Source organism: Mucilaginibacter galii (assembly GCF_014635825.1).
Taxonomy (GTDB): domain Bacteria; phylum Bacteroidota; class Bacteroidia; order Sphingobacteriales; family Sphingobacteriaceae; genus Mucilaginibacter; species Mucilaginibacter galii.
The window spans coordinates 894,444-915,103 of the sequence record NZ_BMDO01000001.1; the positions used below are offsets into that span (position 1 = coordinate 894,444).

Genomic DNA, 20,660 nt, shown 5'->3' on the forward strand with positions numbered 1-20,660 from the left:
ATACTTTTGCAATCATGATCATATACAACGAAACCTATGTGGTAGAAGCCAGTGCCGAAGCCGAGTGGCTGCAGTGGATGCGACAAGAACATATACCTGCGGCCATGGCCACGGGTTACTTTAACAGCCATAAAATTTTGGAAGTTGTAGATTCGCCTAACGAGGGGGTAACTTACTGCATACAGTACCTTACCGATGATATGACAAAATATTACCTTTTTAGAGACAGGCATGTGCACCACTTACATACCCGCCATCACCAGCAATTTGAGAACAGATACGTGCTGTTTAACAGTATAATGAAAACCCTAAACTAACATATGAAAGTGACCACCACGGCTATTGAAGGCCTGCTCATTTTAGAGCCCCGTATTTTCCCGGATGACAGGGGCTATTTTTACGAGAGCTACAATCAAAACAAGTTTAAAGAAATAGGCATCGACGCTAATTTTGTGCAAGACAATCAATCGTTTTCGCAAAAAGGTGCTTTACGGGGTTTACATGGCCAGGCCAACCCGTTTGCACAAGGTAAACTGGTGCGCGTATTGCAAGGCAGCGTGTTAGATATTGCGGTAGACATCCGCAAAAATTCACCTACTTACGGTCAGCATGTATCGGTAGAGTTAAGCGGAACTAACCATTTACAATTTTGGGTACCACCCGGCTTTTTGCATGGCTTTGTAACGCTTGAAGATAATACCATATTCACTTACAAAGTGACTAACTTTTATGATAAGGCTTCAGAAATTGGCGTGATCTGGAACGATCCTACGCTGGCTATTGGCTGGGGCGTAGATGCCCGCGAGGTGATGCTATCACCTAAGGACGAGATCTTGCCTTCTTTTGCCGACTTTAACAGTCCATTCTAAGATTCGAAATACTGAGCCCCTTTCTAACCATAGAAAGGGGCTTTTTTTGTGCCCGTTATTTTTACTTCGGCTGCATAGCTATTGCGGTTACCTGAAAACTACTTGTACTGCCGGTCTGCTTCATATAAAATTAAAAAAGACACTTTAACATCGTTATGAAAGATTTAGAGGATTGATTAACTTTATTCAAAAAACCTGAATCATGAAAAAGAAAATCCTCTTCGTACTATGCCTGCTTTTCGGTTTGATGTTCATCAACGCCGGGCTCAACAAGTTTTTCAACTATATGCCTATGCCTAAAGATATGCCCGCAAGCATGATGAAGGTAATGCATGCCTTTATGGAAATTAGCTGGCTGATGCCGCTGGTTGGCGCTACTGAAGTAATAGGTGGTATACTCATTATCATTCCCAAATACAGGGCGCTTGGTGCCATCATTGTTTTCCCGGTTATGATCGGCATTTTGCTTACGAATATATTTAATGCCCCGTCAGGATTACCCATAGCATTAACATTGCTGGCGGTAAACCTTTGGGCTATTTTTGACAACTGGCATAAATACACACCTATGGTTAGCGACGCCCGGAACTAATTTTATCTCCTCAATTATAAACTCATATGGAAGCAACCAACCTCAGCCCCATTACCGTGTCAACTACGGTAAAAGCACCCGTAGCCAAAGTTTGGCAAATTTGGACCTCGCCCCGGCATATTACGCAATGGTGTGTTGCTACAGACACCTGGCATACACCAAGGGCAGAAAACCATTTGCGCCCCGGCGGCAAGTTCCTCTCGCGTATGGAGGCGAAAGACGGCAGTATGGGCTTTGACCTCAAAGGCGTTTACGACGCTATTATCGAAAACGAATTGATTACTTACGCTTTAGACGACGGCCGCCAGGTGAAAGTAGATTTTACAGCCGATGCCGATCGAACCACCATCACAGAAACCTTCGACCCCGAAAACATGAACCCGATAGATATGCAACAAGCCGGCTGGCAATCTATTTTAGATAATTTTAAACGGTATGTGGAAGGTATTTAACTGGAAATATTTTACTATTAGCTAAAGTTCCAACTGAAGTATTTATAACAAATAAACATTGTCATTGCGAGGAGCGATAGCGACGTGGCAATCTTTGAGCGCTTAGTCACCTGTCACTGGAGATTGCCACGCTACGCTCGCAATGACATAATTTGCTAAAAAAATTTATAATTGCACTGCTGGCAATCTAATAGGAAGCAAATTTACACCCTCAAATCTTTAGGCATTCTTCCATGCAATAAAAATTCCGCCCATTTATCGCTGCCATTGCATTTGGCGGCTGCCGATGCCTGCTGCCAGTTGTAACTACAATGTATTTGCTCTATGTTGATGTGCGCACCATCCACTTTAACTATGGCATACTTGGCATGCGGCGTCATCGATTCCATAGCAAAGCGATGCTCACCGTTGCCTAAATAGGCAGGCAAACCCACACTACCGGGGTTCAGAATAATCTTTCCGTTTGACAGGTGCACCACCCTGTTTACATGCGAGTGTCCGCATAAAATAACGGGCTCTTTAATATGCTGTGTTTTAGCTACCAAATCTTCATCGTTATAAACAAACACACCCTGGGCAGTAACCTGTTCTAAAAGGTATTCGTTATCACTTTCAGGCGTACCATGGCTTACAAAAAACACCTCATCACAAACAGCGGTTGGCGGCAGGCTTTGGAGCCAGGTAATAGTTTCTACAGATAAGTCGGACTTTACCCTTTCCATATTCTCTTTCTCCGATGGCTTATTCAGACTTTCCAATATCTCCCTGTCGGTATTACCACTAATACAAAGCATAGGCGTTTGTCGTATCAAAGCAGCCGCTGCTTCGGGTTCCAGGGCACCAAACACGTGATCGCCCAGGTTGATGATCTGGTCTACCTGCCGGGAACTGATATCGTTAAGCACCGCCCGTAGAGCCAGCGAGTTACCGTGAACGTCGGAAATGATGGCATAGATTTTCATAGTGTTTACTTTTTATGCAATAACACTTTCTTACGGGTAAAGTTCAAATACATCATAAACCGTCATACCGAATTTATGTCGGCACCTCACAGGTTAAGTATCCGGCTATCACAGCTTTTTTACCGTTCTTTTGGGATGTCGAAATAAATTCGGCATAACTGTTCTCTTAATCTCGTCATTGCGAGGTACGAAGCAATCGCTGAACGATAGGCCAACGCGCTTGGTTAGCCTCCGCAGAGATTGCTTCGTACCTCGCAATGACGGGCGTTGTAAAATTCTACTTAGCCGCAGGCGTGCTAATCAAATTGTACAACTCATCCAATTTTGGCGTCAACACAATTTCAATGCGGCGGTTTTTGGCGCGGGCTTCTGGCGTTGATGATGGATCAATGGGTTGAAACTCACCTTTGCCTGTGGCGGTGATGCGTTGCGGGGCTATTTTTTCTACATCGGTTAAATAGCGGCTTACCGAGGTGGCACGCAATACGCTCAAATCCCAATTATCTTTGATCTGGCCAAGGTTTACTACACGTTGATTATCGGTATGGCCCTCAATAGATAAATTAATGTCGGCCTCTTTATTGAGCACTACAGCCAGTTGCTTTAAGGCCTGCTTGCCTTTTTCATCAATCACTATGCTTCCTGACGGGAACAACAGCTTATCGGTCAACGATACATATACCTTACCGTTACGTATATCTACCGACAACCCACTTTGCTGAAAGCCTAAAAGGGCTTGTTGTAATTTATCGCGCAGGGCATTGGTAGCTTCGTCGCGCTTACGTAAAATATCTTCCACCTCGCGCAGGCGGGCTTCACGTTTTTGCAAATCGCCCGATAGTTGGGTCAGTTTAGTAGAGTTGCTGTTGTAGCTGCTATTCAGGGCGTTGTAGTTGTGTTGCAGATCGGCTATTTCGCGGTGCAGGCGGGCGGTATCACCTTGTAACCTGGCCAGTTCGGTTTCGAGGGTTGTGGTGCGGGTTTGCAATGAATCGCGCCCGGCTACCAACGCCTTGTAAGCCTTGGGCGACATTACCTTGCACGAATGCAGCGCTAATCCGCCGATGAGTGCTAATAGAATAAATTTTATTTTCATGATATGGGAGTTGATTGTTTGCTTGAGTTAAGCTGTCAGTCTAAGCATCCGCCGCTTGGTGAAGTCTTCGACAAGCTCAGACTGACAGATTCTTTTTTTATTTCTCACTTGTCATGCTGAGCTTGTCGAAGCATTCGCCGCTCGGTTAAGTCTTCGACAAGTTCAGACTAAGAGATGGAAGTTAATTGATAGCATTATTCAAAAACACATTCAACGGATGTATCTTAGCACATAACTGCGCTACCAGCTTTACGGCGTTAGGGCCGGTAAGCTCCTTGTCTTTTAAATCGCGGTAGGCTATAAAACTCTTCAGCTTTAGCAGTTCAATGTTTTCGTTATCGGCATCGTAACCTTTGGGCAGCGTTTTAAGCTTCTCCTGTTCACGAAACTCGCCGAAGGTCTTTTTGAAATCGGCAGTATCTACAATGGAGGTCAGGTCGGCAGCATTGTAATCAATTTCCTGGCGAATGCTTTTGATGTGCTCGCCTTGCGGCATCCAGTAACCACCGGCAATGAACGATTTGTTGCCCGGTTCTATTTGCAGGTAGTAACCAATTTCTACCGTTTTATTTTTGGTAAGCCTTCCAATGGCCATATTGGTTTTATAAGGCGTTTTGTCTTTACTGAACCGGATATCGCGGTAAATACGCATTACACACTTTTTAGGGTCGAGCGAGTCATCCACACCGGCATCTTCTTTACTCAACGCTTCAATTAATTTACCGGCAAAAGCAATCACATCCTCGTGTGCTTTATCGTACCGCTCTTTGTTGGCCTGAAACCATTCGCGGCTGTTGTTCTCTTTTAAATCGGCTATAAAAGCTAGAGTATCAGGATGGATCATTGGTATCTAAATAAGCTTGGTAATGTATTTTGGGCGAAAGCCAATATAGCAATATAATGCGCGAATACCGGTAATTGAATGGTGCCAGCAGGAAGCATCCGCCTAATATTAACGCTAGGTATAACCATGGCGACTCCATATTACCCGTAAGTATATAAGTGGCCATAGCAATGGTAACGGCCTGGGCCACATTGAACGCATAGCTTACATACATGGCGGCATAAAAGTAACCGGGTTCTATTTCAAAGTGCAAACCGCAACGCGGACAGGTTTCATGCATGGTGTTGCCACCAATGCTGTACATTTTGCCTTTAAACATGTTACCGCGGCGGCATTTAGGGCATTTGGCATGTAGCATAGCCCAGGCTTTGGGTGTTTGAGGCATAAAGCAGCTGTTTTATACAAAAATATCCGGCATGTGGGGCCGGATATATGTTAGTTTAAATGAAATTTTTCTTTCCCCATATTGATGTCTACATCTTTACGGCGAAAACGCTTATACCATATAATACCAACCGCGGCTATAGCTATGTATGGTGCGGCAAGCAGGTACATAATACCATTGTTTAGTCCGTTGGCTTCGGTGTTACCATCCTTAACCCCCGCTTCGGCCGTTGCCGAACACATGGCACATTGTGCTGCGGCAGGCTGTGCGCTTAAAACAAGCAGCCCAAGGCACAAAGTGCAGAGTAATAGTTTCACGCTGTTTATCATATACAAAAGTACCTAATTTAAATCTTAAAAATTATAATAGGGCGATATCATTAAGTAAACCACAACACCGCTCACCGTTACATAAAACCAAATAGGAAAAGTCCACCTTACCAGTTTCTTATGTTTTTCTACCTGCATTTGCAGGCCACGGTAAAAGCTTAATAGTATTAAAGGTAATACAATTGCAGCCAGCACAATGTGTGTTACTAATATAACATAGTAAACGTATCTTATATTGCCCACCGCAGCTTTTTCTAAATCGGAGGCAATGTGGTCGCCGTTTAAATCGCCGTAGTACGTTCCGGGGCTTAACCAGTGAAACAGGATGTACGATACCAGGAACAACGACGATAGGGTGAATGCTGCAATATTGGTACGTTTGTGAGCAGTTACCTGGCCGTGGCGTATAAAGTATAGCGAAACCATCAGCAAGATGCTACAGGCTCCGTTGAAGAAAGCATTTAGCTTTGGTAAAAAGTATAACAGTGAAGGCGATACATCCGGCTTAGGCAAAATCTTCATACCCAAGATAACCACCACCACAAAAACGAATATGGAAATACCGGCTACAAAGCGAAATATAAATTTATCGGTTACGTTCATGATCAATCAGGAGCTTTTATTTTGCGCAGTTCTTCGGAAATCTGCACTTTAATTTCATCGTTTAAGCGCACTACATCTGGTAACGAGGTACCATTGTAGTTACCGCGAATGCGCTTTTCGGCATCAATCAATATGAGCTGGTTGCTAAATATAAATTCATCACCTGCCTTAACCGCATTAACCAGGAAACCTTTACGGGCCAGGTTATAGGTAACACTGGTATCGCCGGTCAGAAACATCCACTTATCGGCGGGTAAGCGATATGTTTTAGCATAATTAAGCAATACGGCCGGGTTATCGCGCTGCGGATCAACCGTAATGCTTACAAATTTAACCATACGGTTTTTACGGTAAGCCCAGGCAAGGCGCTCTATATTCTTATTCACAGCCGCACAAACCTCGGGGCAGTTGGCGTAAAAGAAATTAACCACAAAAACCTTGTATTCGAAATCTTTAACCGTTACTGGCTTGCCTAACTGGTTGGTAAGCTCAAAGTTGCCTATTTTGTGATAAATAGTATCGGGAATGTATTTACCATGGTAACGGTGACCTGTTTTAGCCACTTGTTTTGGCCCGTAAATAGCCAGCGGCTTATAGCGGTTTTTACCTTTTACGGTTAGTAAATAATATAAAAATCCCGGTACCGCTAAAATGAGTACCAGGACTATTATTTTTTTTACCTTAAGAGACAGGTTGTTCATCAGGCTTGTTTACCTTAAATCAACCCAGTGGTGGCTTTCGTTGGTAAGTACCAGTATTAAACCGATGATGAACAGTGTAGGCACCAATATGGAGTATACCATGCCTATTTTTTCAAACTTTAAGTGCATGAAGTAAGCCACAATGTAAAATGCTTTAGCCAGCGTTAAAACAATGTATATAGGATTAGCTACATGAATAGGAACTATGTTTTTGGGAACAAGGTACAATGCTATGAAAAACTCTATAGCGGTAATACCCAGCAATACGAAGAACACATTCCATATTTTTTTACGGGTCATGGTGTCATGCTCCGCATGTTCTTCATGAATTTCTGTATGTTTTATTTCTGACATGATCTTGTTAAATCAGCTAAATGTGATAATTATACTAAGTAAAAGAAGGTAAACACGAATACCCAAACCAAGTCTACAAAGTGCCAGTAAAGGCCTACTTTTTCAACCATGCCATAAGTACCACGGCGATCGTAAGTACCTAATAACACATTAACGAGGATGATGATATTAATAATAACCCCTGTAAATACGTGAAAACCATGGAAACCGGTAATGGTAAAGAACAGGTTAGCAAATTGCTGTGTGTATACGGCAGATGGCTTAGTACCGTCTGGGAAAAATTCGCCAATTTCCTTAGGCATTTTACCCCAGCCAAATCCTTCATGAAATAAGTGGCTCCACTCCAGCGCCTGGCAACCTAAAAACATAAAACCACCAATTACTGTGGCAATCATCCACCAGGCTACTTCTTTACGAGCACCACGGTGACCGGCCTCAACGCCCAGTACCATGGTTACCGAACTCATAATGAGGATAAACGTCATGATACCCACGAACACCAACGGAGCGCCGTGCTCAATAGAAGTTAAGGGTACTGATTGGAAAATATGATCGGCTGCTGGCCATGCTGTAGCGCTGAAACGCAATGCGCCATATGCAATTAATAATGAAGAAAAAGTAAACGCATCTGATAACAGGAAAAACCACATCATCATTTTGCCGTATTCCACCGAAAACGGCGACCGTCCGCCAGCCCATGGCGTTGTTTTTACTTCATCTATAGGTGATGTAACCGCTGTTGTACTCATTTGTACTTATTGTATAGGATGATTAATTCTGGTTCAAAAGTAAAAAAACATAGAGATAAATCCATATAATATCGACAAAATGCCAAAAAATAGAAGTCATCTCCATCCGGAACAAATTTATAACCTGTGGCGTTTTCCGGTAGGTGCTCACCAGGCTTACTATCAATAACACCAAACCGGCCAAAATGTGCAGCAAGTGCATCAAAGAAAATACATAAACAAAGGATATGGAGGCATTAGGGTTAATAAAGTAAGCCTTCATTTCGAACGCCAGCACGTACCACGCATACACCTGCATACCCAAAAACCCTAATCCAAGTATAAAGGTTGCCCACAAAAACGTGCGCTGCTTAGCAAACTGTAATTTCTTGGCTGCATTGCTGGCCAAAAACATAGTTAAGCTACTTACAATGATAATACCCGTGCTGTACATAAAGGCTACAGGAAGGTTCATTTTTAAAGCATGGCCTTTACCGCCAATATATACGATAAAGCCGCTGGTAAGTGCCGCAAAAAACATGAACGATGTGAACAGGAATATCCACATGTTAAAGCGTTTGGGCGTTAGGTCTAATTTATTTTTATCTTGTTCAAATCGTGCCATCATCATTTCTTCCCTAAAAAATCAAACAAAAACATTAACTGTACCACCGGTAAATATAAAAATGAGCCAAACATTAATTTTCGGGCCGATTTAATTTCCAGTGTGCGCATCAGTACGAAAGCCTGATACAAAAATATTAAACTCATTACCAATGATACCCCACCTACGTAGTATCCGCCAAACTTGTAAAAAGTGGGCAGTAAACTTACAGGCACCAGTACCAATGTAAATACAAAGGTTATTACAGCGCTTACCCTATCGCGTTTACCTGTAGGCAGCAGCCTGAAGCCTGCCAGCTTGTAATCATCATCCAACACCCAGGCAATAGCCCAAAAATGCGGGAACTGCCAGATAAACTGGATCCCGAACAAGATCAATGCGATCTGATCGATTGTAGGGTTAGCAGCCACGTAGCCAATAAGTGGTGGTAAGGCTCCAGGTATAGCACCCACAAACACCGAGATAGGCGACTTTTGCTTCAACGGCGTGTATACGAACGCATACAGCAAAATGGCAAATACCGATAAAAAGCCGGTAAGCAGGTTTAAACTACCTAACAGGTAAGTACCCCCCATGCCCATTAATAAGCTTAGCACCAAGGCTTGCCCATTGGTCATTCTGCCTGCCGGCAATGGCCTGTCTGCAGTACGGGTCATTAAACGATCAAGATCTTTTTCGATGATCTCGTTGAAACCGTTGGCAGCACCTGTAATGAGAAAACCTCCAACAATCAGCTTAGCCCAATTAACCCAGTTTATTACACCATTAACATTGGTAGCAGTAACAATTTGGCTGCCTATTAAGAACGATATTGACGCCGAGAACACCACCAAAAAAGTGAGCCTGAGCTTTACCAGTTTTACTAAATCTTTTCCAAAACTCATTTGCGCACCTCCGTGTACTTTGCCGAACGTCTGAAATTCAGCAGTAAATAAAATTGTGCACCAAAAATTAAACTCGCCAGCACTATATGTGCCGCCTGCGCCACAGGTGGCAACGCCCAATAAGATAAGGCCACCCCTACCCCCATTTGCATCATGATCATTAAAAAGATAAAGCTCATTAACTGCTGCTGCAAGGAGTGCCGGTTAAAATTGCGCCTCAATAAGGCATACAGCATAACATTAATCACCACTACTATAACTGCAGTGTCGCGGTGATTGGTAAATACTTCGCCAGCTTTCTTTACCCACTGGTCGCGGTAACCACCCTGAAAGTAATCGGCCACCTCGTCAACTTTTTCGCGTACTTCGGTACCGAATGTAATTTGTACCACACTTAAGGCAACCGCTGCAATCGCTATGATCCTAATTAAGGGTTTAGTATCAATGAGCGGTTTATTCTGAACCTTAGCCAGGTGATAGGTATATATGCAAATAGCCAGTATAACCAACGCTAACAACATGTGCACTGTTACTATCCAGTCTACCAGGTTGGTGGAAACTACAATAGAACCCAGCCATCCCTGAAAGCCCACTAATAACAAGTTAAAAACGCTCAATAAAGTAATCGCTTTACTCTCGGCCCAATAGCTGAAGGAGAACCAAGCTGAAAGCAGTAATCCAAAACCGGCTACCACACCTACCAAACGGTTGATATATTCGGTCCAGGTACGTGCTACGTTGAACTCCTCGGGCGTAAGTATAGATTTGTCTTGCCTGATGCGCCTGGCTAAATCTGTGTAGCCGAACACATCAAGGGTTTTGGCAAATTTTTGGTTCTTGGCAGCGCGCTTAGCTACATAACTCTGCTTATAATCGGCAGGTAATTCACTGGCATCGGTAGGCGGTATATAACGTCCGAAGCATTTAGGCCAATCGGGGCAACCCATGCCCGAACCCGAGCTACGCACTACACCACCGGCCAGTATTAAAACAAAAAGCAAAACAATAGTAATAAGGTTGGTTTTCCTGAATCTTGCTTTGTTCGTGTTATTCATTTATTAGTTTAAAAAATAAGGGTATCTGTTTAGGAAATACTTTCCGGTACAGATACCCTAAATTAATCAGATCAGAAAGGTGTATTACTTTACTTCTTCCTCATTTGATCTCTGGATATTTACCCAGTCTTTATGACTTTCTAAGTTTACCGGATTGTCTTCAAAATCGTGTGGTAAGTTAGAACTTAATGTTTGTGAGAAAGGCACAGTTTGAGGGATAAAATCCTCATCGTGACCTGGCTTGCTATAATCATATGGCCAACGGTATACGGTTGGGATCTCTCCCGGCCAGTTACCGTGAATATGCTCAACCGGTGTAGTCCACTCCAGTGTGGTAGAGTTCCATGGATTTTGCGTAGCTTTTTTCCCAAAGAATATAGAGTAGAAGAAGTTGAACAAGAAAGCTACTTGCGCCAAGGCCGACATAATGGCTGCCCAGGTGATAAATGTGTTTAAGGTTAACCACTCTTTAAACGATTCGATCTCGGTGAACGAATAGTAACGACGTGGCACACCACCTAAACCCATAAAGTGCATTGGGAAGAATACGAGGTAAGCACCGATGAAAGTTAACCAAAAGTGCAGGTAACCTAATTTCTCATCCATCATACGGCCAAACATTTTAGGGAACCAATGATAAACACCGGCCAGCATACCAAATATTGCTGCCGAACCCATAACCAGGTGAAAGTGAGCTACAACAAAGTAAGTATCGTGTAAGTTGATATCTAATGCCGCGTTACCCAAAAAGATACCGGTTAAACCACCAGAGATGAAGAACGATACCAAACCGATAGCGAACAACATAGCAGGCGTGAACCTGATATTACCGCGCCAAAGCGTAGCCAGGTAGTTAAACGTTTTTACCGCTGATGGAACTGCGATGATCAGTGTAGTGATCATGAACACACCGCCCAGGAACGGGTTCATACCCGTAACAAACATGTGGTGACCCCATACAATGAACGACAATACAGTGATACCAATTAACGAGTAAACCATGGCATGGTAACCGAAGATAGGCTTACGTGAGTTAGTAGCAATAACCTCAGATGATATACCCAAGGCTGGCATAATTACAATGTACACCTCAGGGTGACCCAAGAACCAGAATAAATGCTGGAACAAAATAGGACTACCGCCTTCAAAAGGCATTTGCTGACCTTGAACCACAATTTCCGAAAGATAGAAACTGGTGCCAAAGCTGCGGTCAAATATCAATAACACCACACCGGCAACTAAAACCGGGAATGCCAGTACACCTAATATAGCAGTTAAGAAGAACGCCCATATGGTTAAAGGCATTTTCCAAAGATCCATACCCTTGGTACGCATGTTTAAGATAGTACTGATGTAGTTGATACCGCCCATTAACTGAGAAGCTACGAACAACACCATGCTGATTAACCAATACGTCATACCCAAACCCGAACCCGGCATTGCTTTAGGCAAGGCAGATAATGGCGGATAAATAGTCCAACCTGGTCCGGCAGGGCCTTTTTCGGTAAAAAATGAGGCCATCATGATCACACTGGCAATAAAGAACAACCAATATGATAACATATTCATGAACGGCGAAGCCATATCACGCGCACCTAATTGATACGGAATTAATAAATTACTAAAAGTACCGCTCAAACCGGCTGTTAACACAAAGAATACCATGATGGTACCATGTATGGTAACTAACGACAGGTAAAAGTTAGTGTCTAAGCGTCCGCCTGGTGCAAAACGGCCTAATAAAGTTTCCAATAAAGGGAAAGCTTTTTCTGGATAGGCAAGCTGGATACGGAAAAGGATAGACAACATCATGGCTATTACTGCCATGATAATACCAGTTATTAAAAACTGGCGAGCTATCATTTTATGATCCTGGCTAAATATGTATTTAGTCCAGAAGTTTTCGGTATGGTGATGTTCGTGATCGTGACCATGCTGCACTACGGCATGATCTTGAACTGTTAATGTTGACATAATCGCTATCTTATAAATTATTTGAAGCTAATCTGTTTTGTAATAAGGTTTGCTTGTAAAGCGGGTTATCGGCCAATTTAAGCTCTTTCTTTAACTGCTCGGTCAAGTAAGGTTTTTGCTGTGATAACCATTTCTGGTATTCGGCTTCAGTAACAACTACAACCAGTTTCTGCATGTTGTAATGGCTTCCTCCGCATATTTTGTTACAATACAAATGGTAATTGAAATCGGCCTGGTCTAAATCTCTGCGCATTTCGGCAGTAGTTTTAGTAGGCGTAAATTTAAAGTAAGTTGGCAAACCGGGCACTGCGTTTATTTGAACGCGGAAGTTTGGCATATATACACTATGAATAACGTCTTGTGCAATGATGTTTAAACGTACCGATTTGTTTACCGGTAACATCAGGGTATCAGCTTGTAAATCATCAAAGCTGTTTTTATCATCGTAGCTTACACCTAATTTATTGGTACCGTTAATTAACTTGTAATTTTTCATACCCAACCTACCATCTTTACCAGGGTAACGTATTTCCCAGGCAAACTGGTGGCCGGTTACATCTACTTGTAACGATGCAGGCTCGCCTTTCGCATCTACGGTGTTGGTTATTTTTCTCCAGGTTAAGAAACCGAACACTACCAGGATAGTCAAAACAATAGCCGGAGCCACTGTCCATATTTTCTCAATAGTATTATTGTGTGGGTAATAATAGGCCTTACGTTTATCAGAACCTTTGTATTTGAATGCAAAACCAAATAAGAGCACCTGTGTAAGAACGAATACGATAAAAGTAATAACTGTGGTTACCCAAAACATCGTATCCAGCGTTTTGCCGTGCACAGATTGAGCATCACCCACCAGTGTCATGGCGCCATGCACCGTAAATGAGTAGTAAACACCTACCGCACCAACTACAAGGAATATGATAAAGCCGACAGCCATCGCATTATTCCAGTTAATGCCTTTTTTACCCTGCATCTGTAAAGTAAGGTCGTATACTTTAAATATTTTGCCTACAATAGCAACAATAAAGCATACTACTAAAAACAGTAATACATAGTAACCAACAGTAGTCCACATACCAGCCGTTTGAGCCGAAGTGTCGCCACTATCTGTAGCTGTAGTGTTAGAGCTGGTGCTTTGTGCCATTAGCAGGTTTGTACCCAGCAGCAGGAACATCGCAATCAGCGAGAATATTTTTTTATAATTTATCAGGTGCTTGAATGCCATTTGTATAGATGGTTTGGAATTCTATAATGAGTTACAAAGTTAGCAATTAATATATGTGATGATGAAGGCTTTCTTCCAATAATGGGTGCTTTTTGGGTACCAGCGACTCAAACTTGCTTAACGTGCTTAGCATCAGGAAGCTGAACAAACCTGCAAAACCCGCAAATATTGCCATATCTTGTGCAAACTCTACCAGGTTGAACATGTGTTCTTTTTTGATAGTACCCGGCATAATCATCAGGTAATAATCTAACCAGTGACCAATGATGATGATGATAGCTGCAAACTTCATTCTGTTTAGTGAACGCTTGTCGTTGTTCTTCATTAACAGTAATAAAGGTGCCAGGAAGTTCAGGATAATGTTTAACCAAAACCACCATTTATACTCAGGCTCCCAGCGTTTGTAGAAGTACACACTCTCCTCAGGCATGTTGGCATACCAGGTAAGGAAGAATTGAGCGAACCAAACATAGGTCCAAAAGATAGAGAAACCGAAGATCAGTTTACCCAAATCTTGCATATGGCTTTCATTAACCCATTCAAAGTATCCGTTTTGTTTAAGGATAATTAAAGTTAAAGCTATAACTGCTAAACCACTTACGTGTACCGCAGCTAAATTATACCAGCCAAACATGGTAGAGAACCAGTGTGCCTCTAATGACATTACTGCACCAAATGAATATATAGGGAATGTAAAACCAAATATAACCAGGAATATAGCAGATATTTTAAAGCTCTTGTTGTAATTTAACATTCCGCCTAATACATCCTCGCTGTTTGAGTATTTTACCAGTAAGCGACCGAACAAGGAATATAAACCAAGCAATACGATAAGCGTACCATAGAAAAATGGTAAATTTAAGAAGGCAGACTTACCGGTAATGATCTTGTCGTATATTTCACTTTTAGGATCTGTTAAGCCTTTAGTTGCCCAGTGCGCATATAAATAAGGTGCACTTACTTTATGGCCTTCCAATACTTCTTCATGATGTACCAGTAAACCGGCAGCAACAACTATTAATAAAGTGATGGCTGCAAATACCAGCGTTTTAGCAAAAGCTTGTGGTATACGTAAAAACGCTACCGACCAGCCCGACTGTGCCATGTACTGATAAGCCAGGAAAAATACGCCTGCCACGCAAACGCCTACGAAATAGTAGCTTGATAGCAGCAGATTTGAAAAAGTGTTTTGAATGCCTTCTTCTCCACCGAAAAATCCTGCTAAAACACCTACGATGCCTATCACAATACCGACAAGGCTTAAGGTTTTAGCTTTTCCGGCAAATTCAAAACGTTCGTTAAAACTATGTTGATGAGTGCTCATTAAGCTATGTATTATAAAGTTTGCAAATGGTGAACGTACATAATTACTTTCCAGCGCTCTTCAGGAGCCAGCTGCGACGCATACGAACCCATAGAGTTTACGCCGTAAGTAATAGTATGATATATTTTACCGTCAGTTAGATCTTTCATGGCACCACCGCGTGATGATTGTCCCTTAGAGTATGATGGCGGTGCCGGGTAACCGTGTTGAACAACGGTACCATCTCCTTGCCCGGTAAAACCGTGGCATGGCGAGCAAAAAGATTCATAAAGCTTTTTACCCTCAGCATAGTTTTGCTGGGTTTGCGCAATCATATTTTTAACCTCTACCGCAGCCTGATCGTAACCGGCACGGGTGTTAGGGTAATCAAAGCGGGTAAAACCTACCGGTATAGTACCCGGAGGGGGCAATTGAGCCGTTTTACCATCTTTAAAGTTATTATTCTTTTGATCGTACTCAGGTGCAATGTGCTCATACATGTTAGGAGCATATTGCCAGCCGGTGCTTCTCTTATCATGGCACGACGAAACTACCACTGTAGCAGCTATCGCAATCATGGTTGCACCGAATATTTTAATCTTATTCATAGCTAACATATTTTCTCTCGTTGTGCTTAACTTCTACAGCACCGGCTTCTTGCAGTAAACGGGTTATATCATCGTGCGGTACGTTGCCTTTAGCATCAACCGCAATAACAAAGCGGTCGTCGGTTGCTCTTAAATCCATTACGCGTGGTGCGCGGCCCGGAAAAAGGTGCGTAGCAGCGTAAAATGTGAACACCATACCAAAAGCTGCAAACAAGATAGTCCACTCAAAGGTAAACGGTACAAAGTTTGGCATGGCAAAGTGGGGTTTACCACCAACGTTCATAGGCCAGTCATGCACTAAAGTATAGTATAATATACTGAAGATTACAGAACCACCCAGGCAGCCAAAACAAAATGCTGCATAGCCTAAACGAGATTCTTTAACGCCTAATTTAGCCTCAATACCATGGATAGGCATTGGCGTGTATACATCGTAAATAGGGATGCTGTTTTTTTGTAAGTTTTCGATACCGTGCATCATGTTATCCGGATCATCGAAACATCCTAATATAAATTTAGTGCTGCTCATGATTATGCTTTTTGGTATTGAGTTAAATCAACACTGTCGTACTTTTCTAATGCTGTTGTATAGTCGTCAACGTGCGTAGGGTCTAAATGGCCTTCGTCTATCAGTTTCTTCTTAGCCTGCTCGCTCGATGTTTTCAGCAGCAGTTTTACCTCGGCCATAGCCACAGATGGTAGCACACGGATAAACAACAGGAACATGGTAAAGAATAAGCCAATCGATCCTACGAAGATGCCCACATCTGTCCAGGTTGGATAAAACATTACCCAGCTTGAAGGGATATAATCGCGGTGCAATGAAGTAACGATAATTACGAAACGCTCGAACCACATACCAATGTTCACAATGATGGATAATACCCAGGCGAAAGGAATATTGATACGGATCTTTTTGAACCAGAATAACTGCGGCGTAATAACGTTACAAGTCATCATGCTCCAGTATGCCCACCAGTACGGACCGGTTGCACGGTTAATGAATGCGTATTGCTCATATTCTACTCCTGAATACCAGGCGATGAAGAACTCAGTAATATAAGCCACACCCACGATAGAACCTGTTAACAAGATAATCTTGTTCATGGATTCGATGTGGAACATGGTGATGTAGTTCTCTAATCCTAAAACTTTACGGGCAATCAATAATAACGTTTGTACCATGGCAAAACCAGAGAAGATTGCACCCGCAACGAAGTATGGAGGGAAGATGGTGGTGTGCCATCCCGGTTCCAATGAAGTTGCAAAGTCAAAAGATACAATGGTGTGTACCGAAAGTACCAGTGGAGTTGAGATACCAGCCAAGATTAATGACACGGTCTCAAAACGCTGCCATGTTTTTACCGAACCTGTCCATCCGAAAGATAGTACAGAGTAAATACGGCGACGTAAACCTGTAGCACGGTCGCGGATACTTGCAATATCGGGTAGTAAACCGGTGTACCAGAATATTAACGATACCGAGAAGTAAGTAGAAATCGCAAACACGTCCATCATCAGAGCCGAGTTCCAGTTTACCCATAACGAACCATATTGGTTAGGAAGAGGTAAAGTCCAGTATGCTAACCAAGGACGGCCCATGTGACCGAAAATGTAGGTAGCCGCACAGATAACCGCAAAGATGGTCATGGCCTCTGCCGAACGGTTAATGGAGTTACGCCAGTTTTGACGGAAGATCAGCAATACCGCCGAAATCAGTGTTCCTGCGTGACCGATACCTACCCACCACACGAAACCGGTGATGTCCCAGGCCCAGCCTACGGTCTTGTTTAATCCCCACTCTCCTACGCCAAACCAAAAGGTCCAGCTGATAGAGAATACCCAAAGTGCAGCGCCTAACGAAGCCAGCGTAAAGCCGACCCACCAAGCCATGTTGGGTTTATTTTCTACAGGGAATAAAACATCATTCGTAATTTTTGCATACGTGATGTCTTTGCCCGTAATTAACGGTTCCCTGATTATTGATTCACTGTGAGATGCCATAGTATATTAATATCTCCTGTAATAATGTTTAAGCCTCTGTTGGTAGTCTGTTTCTAACTTTTGTTTGGTAACCAATACCTGGTTTAACGTTCAACTCTTCTAACACATAATATGTTCTTTCGCTTTTCAAAGCTTTTGAAACTTGTGAGTTAGGATCAAGTTTGTTACCGAAGATGATAGCATTTGCAGGGCAGGTTTGCTGACAGGCAACTTTAATATCACCATCTACCAACGGACGTTTTTGCAATTTGGCGTTTAACTTACCAGCTTGTATACGTTGTACGCACATTGAGCATTTTTCCATTACCCCACGGAAACGTGTAGTAACATCTGGGTTTAATACCAGCTCAGTGTAATCGTTTTGGATGTAGTTCTCAAAGCGTGAATCGTTCCAGTAGTTGAACCAGTTGAAACGACGTACTTTATAAGGGCAGTTGTTAGCGCAATAACGTGTACCTACGCAACGGTTGTAAGTCATTTGGTTTAAGCCTTCGCTTGAGTGCGTGGTGGCCAATACCGGACAAACAGTTTCGCAAGGTGCGTGATCGCAATGCTGACAAAGCATTGGCTGATAAGTAACCGATACGTGATCAAGATCTTCTAACTTGTTGATCTCTTTCTCTTCAGTAACTGTTTTGCCTTTTTCGTCAAAGCTGTAATAACGGTCAATACGTATCCAGTGCATCTCGCGGCGACGGCGAACCTCATCACGACCTACTACCGGGATATTGTTTTCGGCGTTACAAGCCACCACACAAGCACCGCAACCGGTACAAGCGTTCAAGTCGATTGCCATTACCCAGTCATACTGAGGGCGGTCGTAATCGTTCCACAGATCGTAAGTTTCCTTCTTTTCTGATTCTTTATCTTCTCCCCTTTTCAGGTATTCTTGCAAGGTAGTTTCGCGTATAACATCGCGGCCTTCGTAAGAGTGGTGTGTTTGTGTTTGAGCCAGGATAATTTTGTCGCCGCCTAATTTCTCAATAGATGCAACTGCATTGCCCTGGAAAGAGCCATTGGTTAAGCTAACAAAAGGATAAGCATTTTTACCTACCATATCGCCTACCTTACCGGCTTTAGTACGGCCGTAACCTACGGCAATAGAGATAGTACCTTGCGCCTGGCCTGGTTGTAATAACACAGGTAACTCAGTGCTGTAGTTGTTGGCCGTAATCTTGATCAAATCACCTTCTTCCAGCTTCAAATCTTCGGCTGTTTTAGGAGAAATGGCTACGAAGTTATCCCAGGTAACTTTAGAAATAGCTTCCGGTAACTCCTGTAACCAAGGGTTGTTAGCATATTTACCGTTACCAATAGTATTATTTTCGTAAACCTGTAACTCTAATTTACCTTCGCCGGCTGCAAGTTTAGCACCCTGGCTTAGTATAGTTTGAGCAACACCGTTAATATCGCGGTTAAAGGCAACCGGTGTAGCTGGCTTATCGGCAACTTTAATAAACCCGTTTTGTAGTAAAGTTTCCCATCCGCCTTGTCCGGCCAAACCACCTTTAGGAAGCAGGCTGGTATTCCAGGTATTGCGTACAAAGGTGTAGTAATCTTTAACAGCGTTGTCGCTCCAGATAAGTAAGCTTTGCTCGGCTTTACGGGTATCGTAAACCGGGTTAATGGTTGGCTGAATAATGGTGTAATAACCTTCCAGCACATTTTCATCACCCCAAGATTCGAGGTAGTTATGGTTTGGTGCTACAATGTTACATTGTGCAGCTGTTTCATCATTATACTGGTTGAAAGATACTTTTAAACGTACTTTCTTCAAGGCATCGGCAAAGGCACTGCTTTGATAGAAATCGTAAACCGGGTTAGCATCCAGGAACATTACTGCACCTACATCGCCGCGTTTCATTTCTTCTACTAGGGCAATGATGTCGGCATCGTTACCTTTGTATTTGTTTGATGGATTATCAAGATCAATAGTAGTACCGTAGCTGCCTAATAAAGAGTTGATGGCATTTACCAATACTTGTGTAGCCACATCGTTGCTTCCGCAAACTACCAGGGCACGGCCTTTGGCAGCTAACAGTTCTTTAGCAACTAAAGTAATGGCGTTATCGGCAACGTTGTTACCTAACTTTTTAGAACCCGGTAAAGTAGTACCCGAAATTTCGTTGTACAGGTTAACCAGGGCTAAACCTTGCTGCGATATTTTGACAGGGATACGAACGTCGGCATTACTACCGGTTAAGCTCATACCGCTTTCAAAATGCACGTGGCGCGACATTTTTTTGCTTTCAATAGCTTCCTCGTTACGTTTTGAAGCGTATTGGCGGGTGTACTCAGCGCTTGACAACCAAGAACCCAGGAAATCACAACCAAAGCCAACGATCAGATCGGCACGGTCGAAACGGTAGTGAGGCACTACTGCCTTACCAAAGCTGTTTTGATTAGCCTGAATGATACCGGTATAAGATACCGCATCGTAGTTGATATGCTTAGCGGTTGGGTATTGTGCAGCAAAAGCAGCAATCACACCTAAAGTAGATGGGCTGTTAATGCTGGCGGTTACCAAACGTATTTGTTTACCGCTTGCTTTAATGGCAGCTAACTCTGCTTTCACAAAGCTGTCTAAAGAGCTCCATGCGGTGTCGCCACCATCTTGCATAGGGCCTTTAAGGCGGTTAGTATCGTATAAATCCAGTACCGAAGCCTGTACTTGTGCGCTCACACCACCCTGACCTAAAACATCGCCCGGGTTACCTTCAATTTTGATAGGACGACCTTCGCGTGTTTTAACCAATATGGCCTGGCCGTCGTAGCTCGACACGTAATAGTTAGCTACACCAGGAGTTACTTCTTCGGGTTTAATTAAGTAGGGGATAGATTTGTGAACAGGCGTTTTTTGACAAGCTGCCAGTGTAACCGCACCAATACCAAAACCAACTGTTTTCAGGAAGTTACGACGTGGCGTTTTACCCATTAAGCCGGTGCCGCTCAGCACTTCCTCAATTGGAATAGGCTCAGCAAACTCATGCTTGTTTAATTCAACAAACTCTGGCGTCTTGTTCAGCTCTTCTAAACCTTTCCAGTATTTTTTATTGCTTTCCAT

General features: G+C 43.0%; 23 protein-coding genes. 4 read left to right on the plus strand and 19 right to left on the minus strand.

Features of this window, described 5'->3' with window-relative positions; genetic code table 11:
* Positions 1-14: 14 nt before the first annotated feature.
* The 4 genes from IEV61_RS03825 to IEV61_RS03840 all read left to right on the plus strand — a co-directional run bounded on the left by IEV61_RS03825 (position 15) and on the right by IEV61_RS03840 (position 1,913).
* Positions 15-317: a DUF4286 family protein gene (locus IEV61_RS03825; RefSeq protein ID WP_188413905.1), complete on the plus strand. Its 303-nt coding sequence runs from the start codon at positions 15-17 to the stop codon at positions 315-317.
* Positions 318-320: 3 nt separating this feature from the next.
* Positions 321-869, plus strand: a complete 549-nt coding sequence (rfbC, locus tag IEV61_RS03830) for a dTDP-4-dehydrorhamnose 3,5-epimerase (protein ID WP_188413906.1) — start codon at positions 321-323, stop codon at positions 867-869.
* 202 nt (positions 870-1,071) lie between these two features.
* Entirely contained in the window at positions 1,072-1,461 is a 390-nt protein-coding gene (locus tag IEV61_RS03835) for a DoxX family protein (RefSeq protein WP_188413907.1), read from the plus strand.
* Positions 1,462-1,487: 26 nt separating this feature from the next.
* On the plus strand, positions 1,488-1,913 hold the full coding sequence (locus tag IEV61_RS03840) for an SRPBCC family protein (protein WP_188413908.1): 426 nt from the start codon (positions 1,488-1,490) through the stop codon (positions 1,911-1,913).
* Positions 1,914-2,116: 203 nt separating this feature from the next.
* Here the strand turns inward: IEV61_RS03840 and IEV61_RS03845 are convergent, their stop codons facing one another.
* The 19 genes from IEV61_RS03845 to IEV61_RS03935 all read right to left on the minus strand — a co-directional run bounded on the left by IEV61_RS03845 (position 2,117) and on the right by IEV61_RS03935 (position 20,660).
* Positions 2,117-2,875: a metallophosphoesterase family protein gene (locus tag IEV61_RS03845; RefSeq protein WP_188413910.1), complete on the minus strand. Its 759-nt coding sequence runs from the start codon at positions 2,873-2,875 to the stop codon at positions 2,117-2,119.
* Between the two features lie 277 nt (positions 2,876-3,152).
* Positions 3,153-3,971, minus strand: coding sequence for an OmpA/MotB family protein (locus IEV61_RS03850; RefSeq protein ID WP_188413912.1), 819 nt, complete (start codon positions 3,969-3,971; stop codon positions 3,153-3,155).
* A 181-nt stretch (positions 3,972-4,152) separates the two neighbouring features.
* Positions 4,153-4,815: a DUF2461 domain-containing protein gene (locus IEV61_RS03855; RefSeq protein WP_188413914.1), complete on the minus strand. Its 663-nt coding sequence runs from the start codon at positions 4,813-4,815 to the stop codon at positions 4,153-4,155.
* Positions 4,802-5,200, minus strand: a complete 399-nt coding sequence (locus IEV61_RS03860) for a DUF983 domain-containing protein (RefSeq protein ID WP_188413916.1) — start codon at positions 5,198-5,200, stop codon at positions 4,802-4,804. Before IEV61_RS03860 ends, IEV61_RS03855 begins: the two co-directional genes overlap by 14 nt.
* A gap of 50 nt (positions 5,201-5,250) precedes the next feature.
* Positions 5,251-5,517, minus strand: coding sequence for a CAMCR motif-containing small membrane protein (locus tag IEV61_RS03865; protein WP_229747026.1), 267 nt, complete (start codon positions 5,515-5,517; stop codon positions 5,251-5,253).
* A 36-nt stretch (positions 5,518-5,553) separates the two neighbouring features.
* Positions 5,554-6,132: a DUF420 domain-containing protein gene (locus IEV61_RS03870; RefSeq protein WP_188413920.1), complete on the minus strand. Its 579-nt coding sequence runs from the start codon at positions 6,130-6,132 to the stop codon at positions 5,554-5,556.
* Positions 6,133-6,134: 2 nt separating this feature from the next.
* Complete coding sequence (locus IEV61_RS03875) at positions 6,135-6,833, minus strand: SCO family protein (RefSeq protein WP_188413922.1); 699 nt, start codon at positions 6,831-6,833, stop codon at positions 6,135-6,137.
* Between the two features lie 9 nt (positions 6,834-6,842).
* The gene (locus tag IEV61_RS03880; protein ID WP_188413923.1) at positions 6,843-7,187 is read right to left on the minus strand and encodes a cytochrome C oxidase subunit IV family protein; all 345 of its coding nucleotides are present in this window, start codon (positions 7,185-7,187) and stop codon (positions 6,843-6,845) included.
* Between the two features lie 29 nt (positions 7,188-7,216).
* On the minus strand, positions 7,217-7,936 hold the full coding sequence (locus IEV61_RS03885; RefSeq protein WP_188413924.1) for a cytochrome c oxidase subunit 3: 720 nt from the start codon (positions 7,934-7,936) through the stop codon (positions 7,217-7,219).
* A gap of 22 nt (positions 7,937-7,958) precedes the next feature.
* Positions 7,959-8,546, minus strand: a complete 588-nt coding sequence (locus tag IEV61_RS03890) for a cytochrome c oxidase subunit 3 (protein ID WP_229747027.1) — start codon at positions 8,544-8,546, stop codon at positions 7,959-7,961.
* Positions 8,543-9,424, minus strand: a complete 882-nt coding sequence (cyoE, locus tag IEV61_RS03895) for a heme o synthase (protein WP_188413925.1) — start codon at positions 9,422-9,424, stop codon at positions 8,543-8,545. The genes IEV61_RS03890 and cyoE overlap by 4 nt, the downstream gene beginning before the upstream one ends.
* Positions 9,421-10,479: a COX15/CtaA family protein gene (locus IEV61_RS03900; RefSeq protein ID WP_188413927.1), complete on the minus strand. Its 1,059-nt coding sequence runs from the start codon at positions 10,477-10,479 to the stop codon at positions 9,421-9,423. The genes cyoE and IEV61_RS03900 overlap by 4 nt, the downstream gene beginning before the upstream one ends.
* Before the next feature lie 84 nt (positions 10,480-10,563).
* Positions 10,564-12,453 carry a cytochrome c oxidase subunit I gene (locus IEV61_RS03905; protein WP_188413928.1) on the minus strand — a complete coding sequence of 630 codons (1,890 nt, stop codon included), beginning with the start codon at positions 12,451-12,453 and terminating at the stop codon, positions 10,564-10,566.
* A gap of 10 nt (positions 12,454-12,463) precedes the next feature.
* A complete protein-coding gene (locus IEV61_RS03910) occupies positions 12,464-13,681 on the minus strand; it encodes a cytochrome c oxidase subunit II (RefSeq protein WP_188413930.1) in 1,218 nt (405 codons plus the stop codon).
* A gap of 46 nt (positions 13,682-13,727) precedes the next feature.
* Positions 13,728-15,005, minus strand: coding sequence for a quinol:cytochrome C oxidoreductase (locus tag IEV61_RS03915; protein WP_188413932.1), 1,278 nt, complete (start codon positions 15,003-15,005; stop codon positions 13,728-13,730).
* A gap of 11 nt (positions 15,006-15,016) precedes the next feature.
* Positions 15,017-15,592 (minus strand): c-type cytochrome, encoded by a 576-nt coding sequence (locus IEV61_RS03920; protein WP_308472315.1) that lies wholly within the window; start codon positions 15,590-15,592, stop codon positions 15,017-15,019.
* Positions 15,585-16,121, minus strand: coding sequence for a DUF3341 domain-containing protein (locus IEV61_RS03925; protein WP_188413937.1), 537 nt, complete (start codon positions 16,119-16,121; stop codon positions 15,585-15,587). The genes IEV61_RS03920 and IEV61_RS03925 overlap by 8 nt, the downstream gene beginning before the upstream one ends.
* Positions 16,122-16,123: 2 nt before the next feature.
* Positions 16,124-17,596 carry an NrfD/PsrC family molybdoenzyme membrane anchor subunit gene (nrfD, locus tag IEV61_RS03930; RefSeq protein ID WP_188413939.1) on the minus strand — a complete coding sequence of 491 codons (1,473 nt, stop codon included), beginning with the start codon at positions 17,594-17,596 and terminating at the stop codon, positions 16,124-16,126.
* Between the two features lie 28 nt (positions 17,597-17,624).
* Positions 17,625-20,660: a TAT-variant-translocated molybdopterin oxidoreductase gene (locus IEV61_RS03935; RefSeq protein WP_188413941.1), complete on the minus strand. Its 3,036-nt coding sequence runs from the start codon at positions 20,658-20,660 to the stop codon at positions 17,625-17,627.